At 47.9% G+C, this 19071-nt stretch carries 15 protein-coding genes; 12 read left to right on the forward strand and 3 right to left on the reverse strand.

Going from position 1 to position 19071, the window contains the following annotated elements:
- The first annotated feature begins 54 nt into the window (after nucleotides 1-54).
- The 11 genes from ABIE50_RS07800 to ABIE50_RS07850 all read left to right on the forward strand — a co-directional run bounded on the left by ABIE50_RS07800 (nucleotide 55) and on the right by ABIE50_RS07850 (nucleotide 14690).
- Complete coding sequence (locus tag ABIE50_RS07800; protein WP_209866960.1) at nucleotides 55-3729, forward strand: DUF7948 domain-containing protein; 3675 nt, start codon at nucleotides 55-57, stop codon at nucleotides 3727-3729.
- Between the two features lie 6 nt (nucleotides 3730-3735).
- Nucleotides 3736-4761, forward strand: a complete 1026-nt coding sequence (locus tag ABIE50_RS07805; RefSeq protein ID WP_209866961.1) for a PorP/SprF family type IX secretion system membrane protein — start codon at nucleotides 3736-3738, stop codon at nucleotides 4759-4761.
- A 47-nt stretch (nucleotides 4762-4808) separates the two neighbouring features.
- Entirely contained in the window at nucleotides 4809-6218 is a 1410-nt protein-coding gene (locus ABIE50_RS07810; protein ID WP_209866963.1) for an FAD-binding oxidoreductase, read from the forward strand.
- A 40-nt stretch (nucleotides 6219-6258) separates the two neighbouring features.
- Nucleotides 6259-6840, forward strand: a complete 582-nt coding sequence (locus tag ABIE50_RS07815; RefSeq protein WP_209866965.1) for a hypothetical protein — start codon at nucleotides 6259-6261, stop codon at nucleotides 6838-6840.
- Nucleotides 6841-7157: 317 nt separating this feature from the next.
- Nucleotides 7158-7835: an HAD hydrolase-like protein gene (locus tag ABIE50_RS07820; RefSeq protein ID WP_209866967.1), complete on the forward strand. Its 678-nt coding sequence runs from the start codon at nucleotides 7158-7160 to the stop codon at nucleotides 7833-7835.
- A 21-nt stretch (nucleotides 7836-7856) separates the two neighbouring features.
- On the forward strand, nucleotides 7857-9002 hold the full coding sequence (locus ABIE50_RS07825) for a TIGR03364 family FAD-dependent oxidoreductase (protein WP_209866969.1): 1146 nt from the start codon (nucleotides 7857-7859) through the stop codon (nucleotides 9000-9002).
- Nucleotides 9003-9338: 336 nt separating this feature from the next.
- Nucleotides 9339-10037 (forward strand): LOG family protein, encoded by a 699-nt coding sequence (locus tag ABIE50_RS07830; RefSeq protein WP_142683683.1) that lies wholly within the window; start codon nucleotides 9339-9341, stop codon nucleotides 10035-10037.
- Nucleotides 10038-10198: 161 nt separating this feature from the next.
- Complete coding sequence (locus ABIE50_RS07835; RefSeq protein ID WP_209866972.1) at nucleotides 10199-10840, forward strand: O-methyltransferase; 642 nt, start codon at nucleotides 10199-10201, stop codon at nucleotides 10838-10840.
- A 24-nt stretch (nucleotides 10841-10864) separates the two neighbouring features.
- The gene (locus ABIE50_RS07840) at nucleotides 10865-12304 is read left to right on the forward strand and encodes a glucosaminidase domain-containing protein (RefSeq protein WP_209866974.1); all 1440 of its coding nucleotides are present in this window, start codon (nucleotides 10865-10867) and stop codon (nucleotides 12302-12304) included.
- A 52-nt stretch (nucleotides 12305-12356) separates the two neighbouring features.
- Entirely contained in the window at nucleotides 12357-12902 is a 546-nt protein-coding gene (hpt, locus tag ABIE50_RS07845; protein WP_142683680.1) for a hypoxanthine phosphoribosyltransferase, read from the forward strand.
- 45 nt (nucleotides 12903-12947) lie between these two features.
- On the forward strand, nucleotides 12948-14690 hold the full coding sequence (locus ABIE50_RS07850) for a YfbK domain-containing protein (RefSeq protein WP_209866976.1): 1743 nt from the start codon (nucleotides 12948-12950) through the stop codon (nucleotides 14688-14690).
- Between the two features lie 5 nt (nucleotides 14691-14695).
- Here ABIE50_RS07850 and ABIE50_RS07855 read toward each other — a convergent pair whose 3' ends face one another.
- The 3 genes from ABIE50_RS07855 to ABIE50_RS07865 all read right to left on the reverse strand — a co-directional run bounded on the left by ABIE50_RS07855 (nucleotide 14696) and on the right by ABIE50_RS07865 (nucleotide 17731).
- Complete coding sequence (locus ABIE50_RS07855) at nucleotides 14696-15637, reverse strand: class I SAM-dependent methyltransferase (RefSeq protein WP_260607331.1); 942 nt, start codon at nucleotides 15635-15637, stop codon at nucleotides 14696-14698.
- Between the two features lie 249 nt (nucleotides 15638-15886).
- Entirely contained in the window at nucleotides 15887-17056 is a 1170-nt protein-coding gene (gene dnaJ / locus ABIE50_RS07860) for a molecular chaperone DnaJ (protein ID WP_209866979.1), read from the reverse strand.
- A gap of 102 nt (nucleotides 17057-17158) precedes the next feature.
- Nucleotides 17159-17731 (reverse strand): nucleotide exchange factor GrpE, encoded by a 573-nt coding sequence (locus ABIE50_RS07865; protein ID WP_354027921.1) that lies wholly within the window; start codon nucleotides 17729-17731, stop codon nucleotides 17159-17161.
- A 138-nt stretch (nucleotides 17732-17869) separates the two neighbouring features.
- Here ABIE50_RS07865 and ABIE50_RS07870 point away from each other — a divergent pair, with 138 nt between their 5' ends.
- Nucleotides 17870-19042 (forward strand): class I SAM-dependent rRNA methyltransferase, encoded by a 1173-nt coding sequence (locus ABIE50_RS07870; protein WP_209866981.1) that lies wholly within the window; start codon nucleotides 17870-17872, stop codon nucleotides 19040-19042.
- The last annotated feature ends 29 nt before the right edge of the window (nucleotides 19043-19071 follow it).

A 19071-nucleotide genomic window follows, 5' to 3' on the forward strand; every position in this document is an offset into this window, starting at 1 on the left:
TCTGCGTTTAATAGTATTATATTAGTTTTTAAGAATAAAATAAATCTGATCCCGTTGAAATTTACCTTCCCGACCGGCCTTATTGGATGGATGATTTGCTTTTTGTTCACCGGACGATCCGCCCAGGCGCAGCAGCAACGTGCAAACTTCACACCCCTGAATTTTATTGAGAACAAAGGCCAGTGGGATAGAAATATCATCTACCAGACAGAACTGGATGGCGCCGCTATCTTTCTTAAAAAAACAGGATTCACTTTCCTGATGATGAACCAGGAGGACCTCTGGAATCTCAACGACTATGTTCATGGTCACTCTCACCGCGCCGATACCGTGTTCGTTCCCAAAAGCAGCGTTAAACCGGTACAGCCCCAGCCAGGCAACGGCCAGCCGCCTCCGCGGCCCGGTAAAATTCCTGATGTTCGCGGGCATGCCTACAGCGTTACCTTCGTGAACGCAAATCCGGATGTACAAATAGTTCCCGAAAAAGAACAGGAAGCCAAAAGCAACTACTTCATTGGTAACGACCGTACCAAATGGGCCACCGGCGTAAGTTCCTTTCAGGGCATTAACTATAACTCACTGTATTCCGGCATCGATGCACATGTTTATTCAGAAGGCTCCCAGCTTAAGTATGACCTGATTGTGCATCCCGGCGCTAATCCCGATAATATCCAGATGGTGTACGAAGGCGCTACCGGTATGGAACTGAAAAAAGGACAACTGTACGTGCATACTTCTGTGGGAGATGTGATAGAACAACTGCCCTTTGCATATCAGTACATAGATAATCAACGTGTAACCGTTAAGGTGTCTTATAAATTGAACGGTAATAAACTGGGTTTCAGAATATCCGGGGAATATAACCCGGCCTACCCTTTGGTAATAGACCCGATCTATGTGTTCTCTACCGTATCCGGCGCACGTTCTGATAACTGGGGCTTTACTGCTACTTATGATGATGCCGGTAATTTATACGGCGGCGGTATCGTGTTTAACCCCGGGTATCCCGTAACAACCGGCGCCGTGCAAAGCGTTTATGGCGGTGGCACCTTTGATATCGCCATCTCCAAATTCAATCCCAACGGAACCCGGTTGGTGTACGCCACCTACATGGGCGGCAGCGGCCTGGAACAACCGCACAGCTTATTCGTAGATCAACAGGGCAACCTCGTCATTTCCGGCAGAACCACTTCCAGCGACTATCCCAATACCGCTGTAAAAGGAACACGCGGAGGATGGGATATAGCCATCACCAAAATAAATGCAGCAGGCAGCGCCATCATCGGTTCGCTGATCATTGCAGGTACCGGCGACGATGGTGTGAACATGCGGGCCGACCGCCAGGGTGGCGACTGGGTATTGCTGCGCAACTATGGCGACGATGCCCGCAGCGAAGTGGTAGTGGATGATGCAGGTTATATCTATGTAGCCAGCTGCACCCGCTCTACTGATTTCCCTGTAACTCCAGGCGTCTTCCAGGGTACCAACAAGGGCTCACAGGACGCCGTGATCATGAAGATAAACCCGCTTTGCCAGGACCTGGTATGGGCCAGTTACCTGGGTGGCACCAAAGAAGACGCCGCCTATGTAATTGCATTGAACGGCCTCAATAGCCTGTATGTAGCCGGCGGCACAGCCAGCGACGATTTCCCCGCAACAGCCGGCAGCCTGTATCCGCAATACCGCGGTGGCGTATGCGATGGCTTTGTGGTGCATATTTCCGGCGATGGAAGAAGTATTACACAGGGTACTTTCCTGGGATCAGATAATCCGGCTGCAGACCAGGTATACGGTATCCAGCTGGATAAAAACGGATTTGTGTATGTAATGGGCACTACCGAAGGCGCATGGCCTATTAAACAGGTCAGCGCCAATGGATATAATGAAGACGGATTGCAGTTTATTGCCAAATTACAGCCCAACCTGTCGGCCTTCGTGTATTCTACTACCTTCGGCAGAAAAAGAACAATGGTTTCCTCTCCCAATATTTCCCCCACCGCTTTCCTGGTAGACCGCTGCGAGAACGTATATGTGTCCGGCTGGGGCGGAGGTATCAATACTTCCCTGCATTATCCGAACTCGGGAACTGCCGGCTTAACCACCACCAGTGATGGATTACAGCGCAGTACCGATGGGATGGATTTTTATTTTTACGTGCTGCAGCGCGATGCGGTGAGGTTTAGTCCCACCCAGGGCCCGCTGTATGCCAGCTACTTTGGTGGCAATGGTTTGTACGAGCACGTGGATGGCGGCACCAGCCGCTTCGACCGTAACGGTATTATTTACCAGGGTATTTGCGCCTGGTGTAATGTGAGCCAAAGCGGCTTCAAGCCACGGTATCCTACTACGCCGGGCGCCTATTCCAGCACGCCGCCGGCCGCCTGTAATTTCGGCGCATTAAAGATTGCCTTTAATCTTGATGGGGTGAAAGCAGGCGCAAAAACACTGGACCGCCGCACCAACTACTGCGTGCCGGAAACGATCACCTTTGTGGATACCACCCGTCTGCCAGGTAAATCATACCAGTGGTTTTTCCCCGACGATGGCACTGTGCTGAACCTGGGTCCTGAGGGAGATACCGTACAGCATACCTTCAACAAGGTGGGCACCTTCCGTGTAAGGATGGTGAAATATGATCCGTCCAGTTGCAATGGCTCAGATACCGCCTATGTAACTGTGAAACTGGGCAACAACAGGGCGGTGCTCCAGTTTGAAGCCAGGCGCCAGGATCCATGCGATAGCCTGAAGTACATGTTCACCAACGAATCCACACCGGCTGCCGATTTCAGGGATAGCTCATTTATCCTTGACTATGGCGATGGCACACCGCCATTCTATACCGGCATAGATACTTTCCCGCTGATCCATTACTATAAAAATGCGGGCATCTATAATGCTACCCTCACGCTGGTAGACACCAATTTCTGTAATGCGCCGCAAACCATCACCTATACACTTCGTGTAGCCCAGAACGTAGTGGCTAAATTTACAGACCCGGGAACTATTTGCGTAGGCACAGAATTACAGATGGATAATACCACTGAAGGCGGTGAAACCTTTACCTGGACCTTTGAAGATGATGGTTCCGTTTCACACGATCCTTACCCGGTACATAAATTCAATAAGGCCGGCCGCTGGAAAATTACCCTGGAGGTGGATGATCCGAATACCTGTAATAAAAGGGATGCCATTACAATGGAAGTAAATGTAGCGGCGCCACCCACAGCAGACTTTGACTTTTCACCTACCAAGGCAATTGAAAATACGCCAATACAGTTCCTGAACGGTTCATCAGCGAATGCTATACATTACCTGTGGAATTTCGGAGATGGGGATACTTCTTCCCTGGCCAATCCCAGTCATCAATACCTGAGAACAGGTACGTATAATGTGTGCCTCACTGCTACTAACGCAGAAGGATGTACGGATACAAAATGCGAGGAAGTAAGTGCCATTGTGGTACCGCTGTTTGATGTACCGAATGCATTTGCACCAACCGGTAAGAACAATGTATTTTACGTGAAAGCATTTGGAGCCACCAAATTCAATCTTAAAATATTTAACCGTTGGGGACAATTGGTTTTTGAAAGTTCAGATCCTCAGATCGGCTGGGATGGCCGGTTTAAAGGGAATCTGCAACCCATGGATGTTTATGCCTATATCGTAAATCTTGAGTTTACGGATGGCACTAAAGGCAGCAGATCAGGAAGTGTAACCTTGTTAAGATGATGAGCCATGAATCAGATCGTTAAATTATCAACATGTCTGGCAATTTTATTAATTGTTTCAATGGGTGGGACGTATGCGCAGGACCTCCATTTCTCACAATTCTTTAATTCGCCGCTGACAACTAACCCTGCCAATACCGGGTTTATCCCCGACGGCAATTACCGTATTGGCATTAATTACCGCGATCAGTGGACCAGTGTTCCGATCCCATACAGAACAATGTCGGCATATGGCGATTTCCAATTGTTCCGTGACCAGCTGGAATATGGCTGGGTGGGCATTGGCGGTGTATTGCTCCGTGATGTGGCCGGCGCAGGGAACCTGACCTCTACCAAAGGATATGCTTCCATTGCTTATCATCAGTTACTTGGGTTCAGCAGCTTATTGTCGGCCGGCTTTAACGTAGGCTCCGCCGGCAAACGGGTAGATATCACCAAGCTCACTTTTGCCGACCAGTGGAATGGTAAGTTCTTTGATTCGCAGATCCCTACCGGTGAACCTATTACCCAAAGCAGTGTCAATTATTTCGACCTGCAGGCAGGGTTGAATTATGCTTATTTCCCTACAGATAATATTTATGTAAATGCAGGCTTCTCTGTACAACATATCAACACGCCAAGGGAAACTTTTTTCGATGGCAACAACGTGGTGCCCCGCCGTTATATCGGTTTTTTAAATGCCAGTTTGAAGATGAGCGATAAGGTGATCCTGAACCCTGCCGCTTATTATGCTACACAGGCCGGCGCACGGGAACTGATGCTGGGCGCCAATGCCGCTTATAATCTTTCCGGCGATGGCGTACAGCAGCTTTATGGCGGTGTTTACTACCGCGCCAATGATGCAGCTATTTTCCTGGTAGGCTACCAGATCAACGCCATAAGGCTGATGTTTAACTACGATATCACTACCTCCAGCCTGTCTGCCGCCAACAACCGGCGGGGCGCTTATGAAATAGGTATTGTTTACACAGGTCTTTACAGCAACCGCACTTTTAACAATGCCAGGAGATCTACCATCTGCCCATCTTTTTAACTGCCGGGATATTATCACCTGACCGGCAATATGATTATTTTTGTTCCATGACAACGTTTAATAAAGTAACTGCCGCTCATGTAGCGGCATTACGTGAAATAGCCGGCGACCAATATGTTCTGGCAGATGAGGAAAGTATGAGCCGTTATGCACAGGATGAAACCGAAGACCTGCATTATCTTCCCGAAGTGGTGGTAAAGCCGGAAACCACTGAACAGGTGAGCCGGATCATGAAATTGTGCAATGAAGCGCTGTTGCCTGTAACGCCCCGTGGCGGCGGTACCGGTCTTAGTGGTGGTGCGCTTGCACAGTTTGGCGGCGTGCTCATTTCAATGGAACGGTTTAACCGGATCACGCTTATAGATGAAAGGAACCTGCAGGTCATCACGGAGCCGGGTGTGATCACCGAAGAATTGCAAAATGCCGTAAAAGAGAAAGGATTGTTTTATCCGCCCGACCCGAGCAGTCGCGGTACCTGCTTTATTGGCGGCAATATTGCAGAGAACTCCGGAGGCCCCAAAGCCGTAAAGTATGGTGTGGTAAAGGATTATGTGCTGAACCTGGAAATGGTGCTGCCTAACGGGGAAGTGATCTGGACCGGCGCCAATGTATTAAAAAATGCAACCGGTTATAATCTTACCCAGTTGGTAGTAGGCAGTGAAGGTACCCTGGGCATTGTTACCAAAATTGTGTTACGCTTAATTCCATTACCGAAAACAGACCTGCTGATGCTGGTACCTTTTCGCTCTGCGGAAAGCGCCTGTGCAGCGGTGAGCGCTATTTTCCGCGCGGGTTACACGCCTTCCGCCATGGAGTTTATGGAACGTGATGCCCTTGAATGGGTTACCAGATATGTACAAAGCAGTGCTGTAAAAATTGAAGACGATATACAGGCGCATCTGCTCATTGAAGTGGATGGCAACTACCCCGAAGTGCTGATGCAGGAAATGGAAGGCATTGCCGGTGTAGTGGAAGGTTTTGATATCGGGGAGATATTGTTTGCGGAAGATTCCCAGCAGAAAGAAGAACTTTGGAAACTACGCCGCCGGGTGGCGGAAGCAGTAAAGGCAAATTCCGTTTACAAGGAGGAAGACACTGTTGTGCCCCGTGCAGAATTGCCGGTGCTACTGAAAGGGGTGAAAGAGATCGGCAAAAGGTATGGATTCCATTCGGTATGCTATGGCCATGCCGGCGATGGTAACCTGCACGTGAATATCATCCGGGGCACGCTTACCGAAGAACAGTGGAATGGTACCCTCACGGAAGGCATACGGGAAATTTTTCAGCTGGTGAAAACATTGGGTGGTACCATCTCCGGCGAGCATGGTATTGGCTTAGTGCAGAAGAACTATATGGATATTATTTTTGACCAGACCTCCATGCAGCTTATGAAGCAAATAAAGCAGATCTTTGACCCAAAGAATATATTAAACCGGGGTAAAATTTTTGATTGTTAAACCTTTCCGCCGGTAAATAGTTAAATTAATAAATGTGCTCATGAAACGTTTACTTATATGTTTTTTCTTCCTGACCGGAGTGCAGCTGGCCCAGGCCCAGTATTATAAAACAGACACAGCTACCCGTAAAGGCTTCGACCCTTCCCGTTTGGTACTGGGAGGCTCGCTGGGAATGGTGTTTGGCGACTATACCAATGTAGATATTTCCCCGTTGGTAGGTTACCGTTTTTCTGATTATATAGCCGCCGGTGTGAATATTAATGCGCAGTATGGCCAGAATAAATGGTGGGAATATGACCGCGTAACGCAGCGGGATAAATACACCATTTTTGGCGGTGGTATCTGGGGCCGTGTGTACCCGCTTCCAATGGTGTTTATACATATCCAGCCTGAATATAACTTCATTACGCAGAACACTACTTATTACCCGCAAAATGCGGAGAAGCAAACCTATAAAACCAATTATGGTGTTCCCAGCCTGTTGGTGGGCGCCGGCTATACCCAAAGCGTAGGCGGCAGGGTAGGTATTGGTATTTCCATCTTATACGACGTGATCCAGGATCGCCGTTCTCCTTATAACAACAACCTGGTATACAGGGTAGGAGCGGGTCTGGGCTTCTGATCGCCTTCGGCGATGGAAATTGTCTTGGAGCACTGATTACGCTGATTATACTGATTTTTCAGATTTGATTCTGTTGATTTTAGAGATAAGGGAAGATAAAAGCAGATGATATCCGCTTTTTATCTTCCCTTATCTTTTTAAATCTTAAAAATAAAAATCAAACTAATCAGTATAATCAGCGTAATCCTGCTCCAAGACAATTTCCATCGCCGAAGGCGATCTCTTTCGCGCATATTAACCGCATGTTAAATGTTTATAAATGCTAAACTTATTTTTAGTAAGTATTTATCTTTGCAGGGTATTAAATTTCTGGAACGATGGAAATACAATTAGTAGTTTTTGATATTGCCGGCACTACCCTGCATGATGAATCCAATGTAGCAAAGGTATTGCAGCAAACTATCGGGCTGGCGGGAGTAGCCGTAACGCTTGACCAGGTGAACGAAGTGATGGGATATGCCAAACCCTATGCCATCCGCTATTTGCTGCAGCAGCAGAAAGACAGCCGCTATAGCAATGAAGCTTTTATTGGCGACCTGCATGGGCGTTTCGTAGCTGATATGAAAACGCATTATGCCACACATCCGGCAGTGCGGGAAAAAGAAGGGGTATCGGCCGTGTTTGCCGCTTTAAAGGCCAAAGGCATAAAAGTAGCGCTGGATACGGGTTTCGACAGGGCTATCACCAACGTGATCCTGGAAAGGGTGGGCTGGCAGCAGAAAGGGCTGATAGATGCGGTAGCCACCAGTGATGAAGTACCTTTTGGCCGTCCTTATCCTTATATGATTTACCGGATCATGGAAGAACTGGAAATCCGAAGTATACAGGCCGTCGCTAAAACAGGCGATACTATTTCCGACCTGGAAGAAGGCACTAATGCCGGTTGCCGCTATGTAATAGGCGTTACTACCGGTGCCTATACCCGTGAAGAACTGGCGAAAGGCCCGCATACGCACCTGGTGGCCTCACTGGATGAGCTTTTATCTATATTTTAATCACACTATCATTCTTATATCATGCAACAACAACAGGCCGATGTAGCAGTAATAGGCGCAGGTATAGTGGGATTGGCCATGTCGTACCACCTGGCATCGAAGGGGAAAAAAGTAGTGCTGTTTGAGCGCAACAGCAAAGCGATCAGTGCTTCCATCCGCAATTTCGGGCTGGTATGGCCTATAGGGCAAACCGCCGGTAAAATGCACGACCGGGCCATGCGCAGCCGCCGCACCTGGAAGGAGCTGGCCGCTGTAACCGGCCTGCAGTGCCAGGAAACAGGATCACTTCACCTGGCATATGAAAAAGATGAACTGGCCGTGCTGGAGGAATTTGTACAGGCTGCTCCCGGCAATGGTTACAATTGTGAACTGGTGCCCCCCTCGCAAATAGGAAAATATACTTCCGCTGTTAAAACAAACGGGTTGAAAGGCGCACTGTGGAGCGCTTCCGAAATGACGGTAAACCCACGGCAGGCCAGTGCCACCATTGCAAAGTACCTGGAAGAGCATCTGCAGGTAACCGTCCGTTTTGGTACCGCAGTAAATGGCATCAGCATGCCTTACATAGAAACAAAAGACGAGCGCTGGAAAGTAGATGAAGTATTTGTATGCAGCGGTGCGGATTTTGAAACGCTTTATCCCGCTCAGTTTGCAGCCGCTCCCCTGAAGAAATGCAAGCTACAGATGATGCGTACCATTCCCCAACCGGGCAACTGGCAGCTGGGGCCTGCGCTCTGCGCAGGTTTAACACTTGGGCACTATGCGGCCTTTGAAAGCTGTAAAACCCTGGAACCACTGAAGCAACGCTACGCACAGGAAATGCCTGAGTATGTGAAATGGGGTATCCACCTGCTGATTTCACAGAATGGCGCAGGAGAGCTTACCATCGGCGATTCACATGAATATGGTCCGGACTTCGAACCATTTGATAAGGCGTTTATCAATGATCTCATCCTGCAGTATATGCATACCTTCCTGCAGGCGCCGGAGTATACCATCCAGGAACAATGGCATGGCATCTATCCAAAATTAACTAACGGAAAAACAGACCTGGTGTTCTCTCCCGAAAAAAATGTCACCATTGTAAATGGTCTTGGCGGAGCCGGTATGACCTTATCATTCGGTCTCGCAGAAGAAGTGGTGGCGGGCATGCATACCTTTGCGTAACCTTGATAAATTTAAATTAGGTTATTGCTTAAATAATTAATAAATTAATTGCAGATTAAGCGTTATGAGAACACCTGTTGATGAAAACGATAGTACTATCTTAATAAATTTCAACATTATTTATTTTTTTGATTGCCAGCATTAGCAACGTTTCTGCAGCGATGTTTATTTAACAACGCTGCACGTTCATAACGTGTTAAATGTAAAGCAGGTTTCTATATAGTTACCTGCTTTTTTTATGTGTACTGCCGTTACTGTAAGCCAATTATTATATAAATTACATCATTCTCCGTGCCTTCACGGGAACATGTTTTAGCATAATAAAAAAGCAGTCGCATGAACAGTAGTATAAAGAATCTTAAAGAAAGAGACTGGACGGAAACAAGAGCGCATTCCAGCTGGCAGATATTCAAGATTATGGCGGAGTTTGTTGAAGGATTTGAGAAACTGGCAAAAATAGGCCCCTGTATCTCCATATTCGGATCGGCCCGTACAAAACCGGGGAACCGTTATTATGACCTGGCCCAGGAAATATCCACCAGGCTGGCAGAAGAAGGCTTTGGTATTATTACCGGGGGCGGCCCCGGTGTAATGGAAGCCGCCAACAGGGGAGCCCAGGCCGCCCATGGAAAATCAGTAGGCGCCAATATTACCCTGCCTCATGAACAGCATCCCAATATTTATATAGATCCGGAAAATAGCCTCAATTTCGACTACTTTTTTGTCCGCAAAGTAATGTTCACCAAGTATTCCCAGGGCTTTATAATGATGCCCGGCGGTTTTGGTACCATGGATGAATTCTTTGAAGTGGCCACGCTCATTCAAACCAGGAAGATGGATGAAACCCCGATGGTGCTGGTGGGAAAAGAATACTGGAGCGGCCTGCTCGACTGGATCCGCAACGTAATGATGGAAAAGGAAAGCAATATTAATCCTGAGGACCTTGACCTGTTGCAGTTGTTTGATACGGCAGATGAAGTGGTGGAATACTTCCGTGTTTTCTATACAACCAATAAACTAAGACCGAATTTCTGATAATTTCCATTTTAGGAAGCAAAAGCGGATATACATGAACGTAGCCCCGGATAGAATAAAACCCGGCAGAATAACGTTTATGGATATATCCGCTTTTGATGTTTGAAGGCAACAGGCTCACAGTTAGCCGCTTTTCCTTAGCTTTGCAGAAATTTTAATATATGGAGCTTATACCGGCAGCAGTGGAAGCCTACGCAGAAAGATACACCAGTCAGGAAAGTGAATTGATGTACCAGCTGAACAGGGAAACACATCTGAAGGTAGAACAGCCACATATGTTAAGCGGGCAGGTACAGGGACAGTTTCTCAGTATGGTAAGTCATATGATCCAGCCCCGCCGCATCCTGGAGCTTGGCACTTATACCGGTTATTCGGCTATTTGCCTGGCAGCAGGCCTTGTACCCGGGGGAATATTGCACACCGTAGATATCAACGAAGAACTGGAAGCCCTTTGTCATCAGTATTTCTCGGCAAGCGGGAATGGCAGCAAAATAAAAATGCATATCGGCAAAGCGGCTGATGTCATTGAACAGCTGGACGAAGTATTCGACCTGGTGTTTATTGACGCGGACAAATCCGGATATGAACAGTATTACGACCTGGTTTGGGATAAACTGCGCCCTGGCGGATTTATCCTGGCGGATAACGTGCTGTATCACGGCCAGGTACTGGCGCCTGAAAATGAACAGGGCCGCCAGGCAAAGGCCATGGTAAGTTTTTGTGAAAAGGTGCTGGCAGATGACCGTGCCGAACAGGTATTAATTACCATCCGGGATGGTGTATTGTTGATCAGGAAGAAATAAAACGCCCATTAAATCCGAACATACATGCAAGTAAGAAAATTCTTATTGGTAGTCAGTTTTCTTATTGGCTTCGTTACCATACTGCAGGCACAGAACATCACAACGCAGCAGTATATCGCCACCTATAAAAACTTAGCCATCGAGGAAATGCGCCGTTCAGGCGTCCCCGCCGCCATCAAACTGGCGCAGGGAATTATAGAAACACAGTCCGGCAACGGTACCCTGTGTTTGCAGTCGAACAACCACTTCGGTATTAAATGTAAAAATACCTGGACCGGCAAAACCATCAAGTACGATGATGACGCCGCCCAGGAATGCTTCCGGGTATACGAATCCGCCCGTGATTCCTACCGCGATCATTCCGATTTCCTGCATGCCAATCCACGCTATGCATTCCTTTTCCAGTTTGACGGGGAAGATTATAAATCCTGGGCCTTTGGTTTGAAACAGGCCGGGTACGCCACCAATAAAACTTATCCACAGCAGCTGATCAAAGTAATTGAAGATTACAACCTTCAGCAATACACGCTGATTGCTATGGGGAAAGATCCTTCCGATGGCGGCGCTGCTTCCGATGGTACCATGTATGCGGAAGTAACGGAAAAAGAAACCAGGACATCCACCGCAAGAAAAAATCATAACAACACTTCCCCTGCCGGACCAACCCGCAATTATCCCAAAGGGATCTTTGAAATCAACGGCCGCAAAGCAGTATATGTAAAGGCCGGCAGCTCCCTGATCCAGGTGGCCGACCAGCGTAATTTGCGCCTCCGCAAACTGGTGCGCTATAACGACCTGGAGAACGATAATCCGCCTGCAAAAGACATGATCATCTTCTTACAAAAGAAAAGCAAAAAGGGAAACAGGGAATTTCATAACGTAGTGAACGGGGAAACCATGCACGACGTGGCCCAGGCAGAAGGGGTACAGTTAAGATGGTTGCGCCGCCGTAATAAAATGCATGAGGGAGAAGAACCGGCAGCCGGCCAGCGGTTAACACTCGATGGCTTTGCTTCCGCAGCACCGCGACTGGCCAAAAACACCAGGGTACTGAAAGAGGAAGACCAGGAACCCCCTGAAGATTTTTCCCCGCGTAAAGCGATCGATGACATTAAAGAAGAAGTGGCTAAAAATACAATTGGTGGCACTGCTGTACCGGAAACAAAACCTGCGCAGCAGGGTGGCGTACCGGTAGCAATGATAGAAGACCTGAAGAAAGCAGGCCAGGTAACCACCTCCGGCACCGCGGGTACACCAAGGGCATCCACACCGCAACCTGCTCCCCGCCCGGCTACGCCGGCGCCGGTACAGAAATCCAATACGCAGTACCATGATGTGCAGCCGAAAGAAACATTGTATGGTATAGCCAGGATGTATAACAGGTCGGTAAGCCAGCTGCAGGAGTGGAATAACCTGCAGGGATCTGATATCAAAATCGGCCAGCGTTTGCTGGTAAATAAATAAGCAGCGATCTTTCTTTGCTGATGATTGTTAAATAAGGAAATGCAGAAGTATTATGTCAGTGATTAAAGTGCATGACAAAGAGTTCCAACCCTATATTGATGAAGTAGCATTGCAGCAGCGGGTAAAGGAAATGGCGGAACAGATCAACAAAGACCTGCAGGGAGAGCGCCCTTTATTCATAGCTATCCTTAACGGTTCATTTATGTTCGCCGCAGATGTGTTTAAATACCTCACTATTGAAGCGGAGATCTCTTTTATCAAACTGGCGTCTTATAAAGGCACCAAATCTACCGGCAACGTGGTGCAGGCCATCGGGCTGGATGAAGATCTTTTCGGGCGCACCGTGGTGATCCTGGAAGATATTGTGGACACCGGCAAAACGCTGAGCCAGTTCCTGCCCCAGCTGGAGCATCAGCAACCCAAAAAATTACTGGTGGCCTCCCTGCTCACAAAGCCGGAGGCAATGGTGCATCCCATCAAAATTGATTACCTGGGCTTTTCCGTTCCCAATAAGTTCCTGCTGGGATATGGCCTCGATTATGATGGCCTGGGCCGGAACCTGCCAGCCATTTACCAGCTGGTGGAAGCAGGGCAGTAATTATTTTTTCCGGGCGCTTGCCCGGAAAAAATCTTAACTTAATACATGCTCAAGTACCTTTTACTCTTTCTTTTCTGGGGTGGAGGGCTGCAGGCGCAAACAATCTGGGTGTCGGGAGCGGTAGAAGACAGTTTATCCCACCGCCCCATTGCAGGAGTACAGGTGAAGGTGATGGATGACACGGTCCATGTAGTCACAAACGCTTTCGGTCTTTTTAAAATTGCTATCCCCACGGCATCTGCCACGTTATTGCTCACGCAAAACGGTTACCAGCTGAAACAGGTAACGGTGCGCAAATACGACAGGCTGATAATAACGTTGTCGCCCATACGAAAGGATGCGGACCCCGTAGCCCTTGCCAAGGCCCGTTCAAAACTGCAGCATAACAGTAATCCCAATTACGGCAACACCGGTATGGGCACCCGTGCCTTTTACAACGAAACTTACGGCGCTACCTACGAAAATAAATTTGTGCCTGTTTCCACGCACCCGGTGTCGGCTTTTGCGCTGGATGTGGACCGGGCTGCCTACAGCAATATCCGCCGCTTCCTGCGGCTGAAAGAATCCGTACCTGTAGATGCAGTGCGCATCGAAGAAATGATCAATTACTTCCACTACGATTACCCGTTGCCGTTAGCCGGAGAAACAATGGCGTTGTACAGTCATTATACTACCTGCCCCTGGGAAAGCGCCCACCGCCTGTTACAGGTGGCCATCAGGGCGAGGGCGCTGGAAACAGACAGCTTTCCCGCCAGCAATCTGGTTTTCCTGCTGGATGTATCCGGTTCTATGGGCACGCCCAATAAGCTGCCCCTGTTACAGGCAGCCTTTCGTATCCTGGTCAATAACCTCCGCCCGGTAGATAAAGTGGCGATAGTAGCCTATGCCGGTGAGCCCGGCGTTATTTTGCCAGCTACTCCCGGGGATCAGAAAGAAAAGATCCTTAATGCAATAGATAACCTTAGCGCCGGTGGCGCTACTGCCGGCGAAGCCGCTATAAAACTCGCCTACCGCATTGCCTCAGAACAATATATCCCGGGGGGCAACAACCGCGTGATACTGGCCACCGACGGCGATTTCAACGTAGGGCTCAGCAGCGATGATGAAATGGAACAGCTGATCATTGAGCAGAAGGAAAGCGGCGTATTGCTAACCTGCCTTGGCTTCGGCATGGGCAATTACAAGGATTCGAAGCTGCAGTCGCTGTCCGGTAAAGGGAATGGTAATTTTGCTTATATAGATGACCTGGAAGAAGCCAATAAGATATTTGCCCGTGAATTCGGCAGCACCCTGTTCACCATTGCCCGCGATGTGCAGTCGGAAGTATGGTTTAACCCTGCGCTCGTAAAATCGTACAGGCTTATTGGTTATGAGAACAAAGTGCTCCCGGCAGACACTTCTGTGAAAGGGGAGTTCAGCGGAGGAATCATTGGCAGCGGGCATTGTTCCGTGGCATTGTATGAAATTGCCCCTGCGCAAACCGTTACAGATGATACCGTATTGGCTAAGGTGAAAATTTCCTGGCGTGATCCGCAGGATACGGTGATACAACATTTAACCGGTGTTGTTCCCGCTGCCGTGGAAAGTTTTGACAAGGCATCCAACGACTGCCGCTTTGCAGCAGCCGTTGCTTTATTTGGGATGGTGTTGCGCAAATCGTCTTACTGCGGTAAAGGCAATGCCGGAATGGTGAGCGATATTGCGCGTCATGCACTGGGACCAGACAAGGGCAACTATCGCCAGGAGTTTTTGAAGATGGTAAAAATGCTGCGCAAAGGAAAGCATTGATCCCTTTATTTTATTAACCGGTAGCACTTCCTGATCATCTTCTGCTGAAAATCAAAAGGCAAGGTCTGATTGGTAATATCCTTAATGCTGGAGGCGTTGATCTTATCGGCTTCCAGTACAAACCTGCGATAGTTATTGCTGAAGTAAACAACCCCTTCTTTTTTGGTAGCCAGCAATACTTTATTGAGCATGTCTGCATGATCCCGTTGCACATCGAGGAAATCCTTCATCCGCTTGCTGTTGGAAAAGGTGGGAGGATCTATGATCACCAGGTCGTAGGTATTGAGTTTAAGGGTGTCAAGAAATTGCAATACATCGGCATGTACAAAAGTATGTTTAGGGTTATCAAACCCGTTCAGTTTCATATTTTCTTCCGCCCAGGCCAGGTAGGTTTTGGAAAGATCCACGGATGTTACCTCTGCAGCGCCGCCGGCAGCAGCATATACGGAGAAGGAACCGGTATAGCAGAACAGGTTCAGTACCTTTTTATCTTTTGCTTCTTCCCTTACCATACCACGGGTAATGCGGTGATCGAGGAACAGGCCGGTGTCGAGATAGTCCGAAAGGTTCACTTTAAATTGAAGACCCGCTTCATGGGCCGTCATGATATGGCTTTCCAGGCTTAGTTTTTCGTACTGGCTTTTCCTGTTTTCCTTACGCTGCCGTTGTTTTACCCATATCTTATTGGGGGCTACCTCCAGCACTTTACTGATCAGTTCCAGGCAGGTATCGAGCCACTCTTCATGAGCATCTTCTTCCATACCGTGTTTGCGGTGGTATTCTGCAATGTAAACATGATCTTCATATATTTCTATGCTGAAAGGGAATTCAGGAATATCATCGTCGTACACCCGGTAACAGGTGATGTTTTGGCGCCTGGCGAGTTTGGAGGTATGCCGGAAAACTTTCGTCAGCCGGTTTTCGAACATCTGCATTTTTTGTTCCATCGTGTAGAGTTTGGCGTGTTGCGCCTTTGGCGCTTGTCTGAAGCGGATTTTGTCTGACTCAGGATTAAACTGATTACGCTGATTACGCTGATTTGATATTTTTGATTTTAAAAGATTTGGGGAGATATAAGCGAACAAGTATCTGCTTATATCTCCCCAAGTCTTTTTAATCACTTATAAAATCCCAAAAATAAAATCAGCGTAATCAGCGTAATCAGTTTAATCCTGAGTCAGACAAAATCCGCTGCATTAGCTAAAGATATCCCGCACCTTTTCGAAGAATCCTTTTTCAGATTTTTCGGGGTTGGGTTTAAAGTTATCGGACGATTGCAATTTATCCAGCATTTCCTTCTCTTCAGCGCTTACATGTTGTGGCGTCCATACGTTCACGTGGATCAGCTGATCGCCTTTTTCATATGAGTTAACGGAAGGGAATCCTTTGCCTTTCAGGCGGAATATTTTACCGCTTTGTGTACCGGCGGGAATTTTAATTTTGGCTTTCCCGTCGATGGTAGGTACTTCCAGGGAGGTGCCATATACTGCATCGGGGAAAGAGATGTGCAGATCGTAAGCCACATTGAGTCCATCGCGTTGCAGTTCCGGGTGTGGTTCTTCTTCGATCAGGATGAGCAGATCGCCGGGAGCGCCGCCTCTTTCGCCGGCGTTACCTTTACCGCTCATGCTCAGCTGCATGCCTTCCTGAACACCTGCCGGGATATCGATGCTCACCATTTCCTCACCATACATACGGCCTTCACCTTTACAGTGGCCGCATTTGCTGGTAATGATCTGTCCTTCGCCATGACAGGTAGGGCAGGTGGTAACGGTTTGCATTTGCCCGAGAAAAGTTTGGGTAACTTTTCTTACCTGGCCGGAACCGCCACAGGTGTTGCACGACTGGAATGCGTTCTTATCTTTTGCGCCCAGGCCACCGCAATGCTGGCAGGGTACATATTTCTTTACTTTGATCTTCTTGTTGGCGCCTTTGGCGATCTCCTCGTAGGTAAGACGGATCTTTACCCGGAGGTTGGAGCCACGGGTGCCGCGACCACGGCGGTTTCCACCACCACGTGCGCCACCGCCGCCAAAGAAGCTGCCGAAAATATCATCGTTACCAAAAATGTCACCGAAGTTGGAGAAGATGTCGTCCATGTTCATTCCACCACCGCCATATCCACCACCACGGTTGCCATTCATACCGGCATGGCCAAAGCGGTCATATTGCGCCCTTTTATCAGGGTCGCTTAATACTTCATAAGCTTCAGCTGCTTCTTTGAATTTTTCTTCTGCCTCCTTGTTATTTGGGTTGCGGTCAGGGTGAAACTGCATAGCCACCTTACGGTAGGCCTTTTTGATTTCATCCTGGGAAGCAGATTTGGCAACAGCCAGAATTTCGTAATAATCTCTCTTGGTAGACATTATAAAAATCACTTAATGCCGGTGCAAGCACCAGCCTTTGTTTCGGTAAAAAATATTGTTTTACGTCATCGCTGGCACAGGTTATTATGCCACATCGTCATTTTATTTGCCCACAATTACCTTAGCATGACGGATCAATTTGTCATTCAGGTAATAACCTGGTTGCAGTTGATCTACTACCTGGCCAACCAGCTCCGGCGTGGGAGCAGGAATTTCGGTAATAGCTTCATGCAGATCCGGATCAAATGGGGTGTGTATACTCTCCATTGGCTTCAGTCCCTTCGCTTGCAGGGTACTTCTCAGTTTATTGAAAACCAGCATTACGCCATCTTTGGCAGCAGCAATGTCTGTGGTATTTTCCAATTGCTTTATGGCTCTGTCGGTATCATCCAGTACATCCAGCAAAGATATGATAACTTCTTTACTGGCTGTTTGCATCAGTTCTATACGTTCCCGGGCAGTACGTTTACGGTAATTGTCAAATTCCGCCTGTAACCGGAGATATTTGTCACGGATCTCGCCTACTTCTTTTTCTTTCTTCTCCAGTTCACTCACTTCTTCTGAATCAGTATTCGTATTTGAACTATTGCTTATATTTTCTTCTGGCATGCTTTCGTTTTCGCTACCAGCGTTAGCCTGACCGTTTGTCTGCATGTCTTTTTCATTTTCTGTCATAATAAGTAATAATTGTCTGCGCAGGTATCCAGTCAATTTCTTTGCCAACAGCGGTTTTGCCGACAAAAAGGCAGAATTGGGCCGAAAAACCAAAGGCTAACCGCTAAATAGCTACCTTTGCCCCTCGAAATACGATAAATGACTAAAGTTTTTTTAAAGAAACAGATACAGAACAGGGTATTACAAGGGCATCCCTGGATCTTCGGCAATGAAGTGGCCGAAATAAAAGGAGATGTAAATGCCGGTGATATTGTAGATGTATATACGCATAAAGGTTTTTTCCTGGGCCGCGGGTATATCAACCCCCAGTCGCAGATCCTCGTGAGATTGCTTACCCGTGATAAGAATGAAGAGATCAATCCTGAATTCTTTTACCGCCGGCTCCTGAAATGCTGGGAATACCGGCAGAAACTGGGATATGTGGAAAACTGCCGCCTGGTATACGGGGAGGCCGATGATCTGCCTGCACTGGTGATCGATAAGTTCAATGACTACTTCGTTATACAGACACTCGCATTGGGTATGGAAAAATGGAAAGATGCCATCGTGGATGCCATCAACCGTATTTTTTCTCCCAAAGGGATCTACGAGAGAAATGATGTGCCTGTAAGGGAGCTGGAAGGGATGACCCAGCAGAAGGGCTTTCTCAGTGCGCCTTTCGACACTAATCTGATCATTAATGAGAACGGGTTGAAGTTCCATGTGGATGTAGTGAATGGCCAGAAAACCGGTTATTTCCTGGACCAGCAGGATAACCGCCGTGAGATCCGTCATATTGTAAAGGGCGCCGATGTAATGGAGGCCTTTTGCTATACCGGTACTTTTTCCTGCCACGCTGGTTTTTACGGCGCCAAAAGTGTGCTGGGGCTCGATATTTCCGAAACAGCCGTAAGCACTGCCCGCCGGAATGCTGAGCTGAATAACCTGCAGAACATTTGCCAGTTCCAGGCAGTGAACGCATTTGATCAGCTGAAGCAGTGGACAAAAGAGGAGAAGAAATTCGATGTGGTCATACTGGATCCCCCGGCCTTTACCAAAAGCCGTGAAAATATCTCCAAGGCTGTAACGGGTTATAAGGAAATCAATCTTCGCGGAATGAAATTGCTGAAGCCAGGCGGCTTCCTGGTAACGGCTTCCTGCACCAACCTGGTATCGCCAGATCTGTTCCTGCAAACCATTGACGCTGCGGCAAAGGATGCGAAGAAAAGACTGCGCCAGGTAACTTTCCAGACGCAGGCACAGGACCATCCTATCCTGAGAAATATTGAGAACACTACTTACCTGAAATTCCTGATCGTAGAAGTTTCCTGATAAGGACAATTATTAAAAAAGAAAAAGTC

It is taken from the genome of Chitinophaga sp. OAE865, from assembly GCF_040546735.1.
Taxonomy (GTDB): Bacteria; Bacteroidota; Bacteroidia; order Chitinophagales; family Chitinophagaceae; genus Chitinophaga; species Chitinophaga polysaccharea_A.

Coding starts and splice junctions, on each gene's coding strand:
- ABIE50_RS07805 (WP_209866961.1), top strand. CDS start 3,736: ATGAATCAGATCGTTAAATTATCAACATGTCTGGCAATTTTATTAATT.
- ABIE50_RS07810 (WP_209866963.1), top strand. CDS start 4,809: ATGACAACGTTTAATAAAGTAACTGCCGCTCATGTAGCGGCATTACGT.
- ABIE50_RS07815 (WP_209866965.1), top strand. CDS start 6,259: ATGAAACGTTTACTTATATGTTTTTTCTTCCTGACCGGAGTGCAGCTG.
- ABIE50_RS07820 (WP_209866967.1), top strand. CDS start 7,158: ATGGAAATACAATTAGTAGTTTTTGATATTGCCGGCACTACCCTGCAT.
- ABIE50_RS07825 (WP_209866969.1), top strand. CDS start 7,857: ATGCAACAACAACAGGCCGATGTAGCAGTAATAGGCGCAGGTATAGTG.
- ABIE50_RS07830 (WP_142683683.1), top strand. CDS start 9,339: ATGAACAGTAGTATAAAGAATCTTAAAGAAAGAGACTGGACGGAAACA.
- ABIE50_RS07835 (WP_209866972.1), top strand. CDS start 10,199: ATGGAGCTTATACCGGCAGCAGTGGAAGCCTACGCAGAAAGATACACC.
- ABIE50_RS07840 (WP_209866974.1), top strand. CDS start 10,865: ATGCAAGTAAGAAAATTCTTATTGGTAGTCAGTTTTCTTATTGGCTTC.
- hpt (WP_142683680.1), top strand. CDS start 12,357: ATGTCAGTGATTAAAGTGCATGACAAAGAGTTCCAACCCTATATTGAT.
- ABIE50_RS07850 (WP_209866976.1), top strand. CDS start 12,948: ATGCTCAAGTACCTTTTACTCTTTCTTTTCTGGGGTGGAGGGCTGCAG.
- ABIE50_RS07855 (WP_260607331.1), bottom strand. CDS start 15,637: ATGGAACAAAAAATGCAGATGTTCGAAAACCGGCTGACGAAAGTTTTC.
- dnaJ (WP_209866979.1), bottom strand. CDS start 17,056: ATGTCTACCAAGAGAGATTATTACGAAATTCTGGCTGTTGCCAAATCT.
- ABIE50_RS07865 (WP_354027921.1), bottom strand. CDS start 17,731: ATGACAGAAAATGAAAAAGACATGCAGACAAACGGTCAGGCTAACGCT.
- ABIE50_RS07870 (WP_209866981.1), top strand. CDS start 17,870: ATGACTAAAGTTTTTTTAAAGAAACAGATACAGAACAGGGTATTACAA.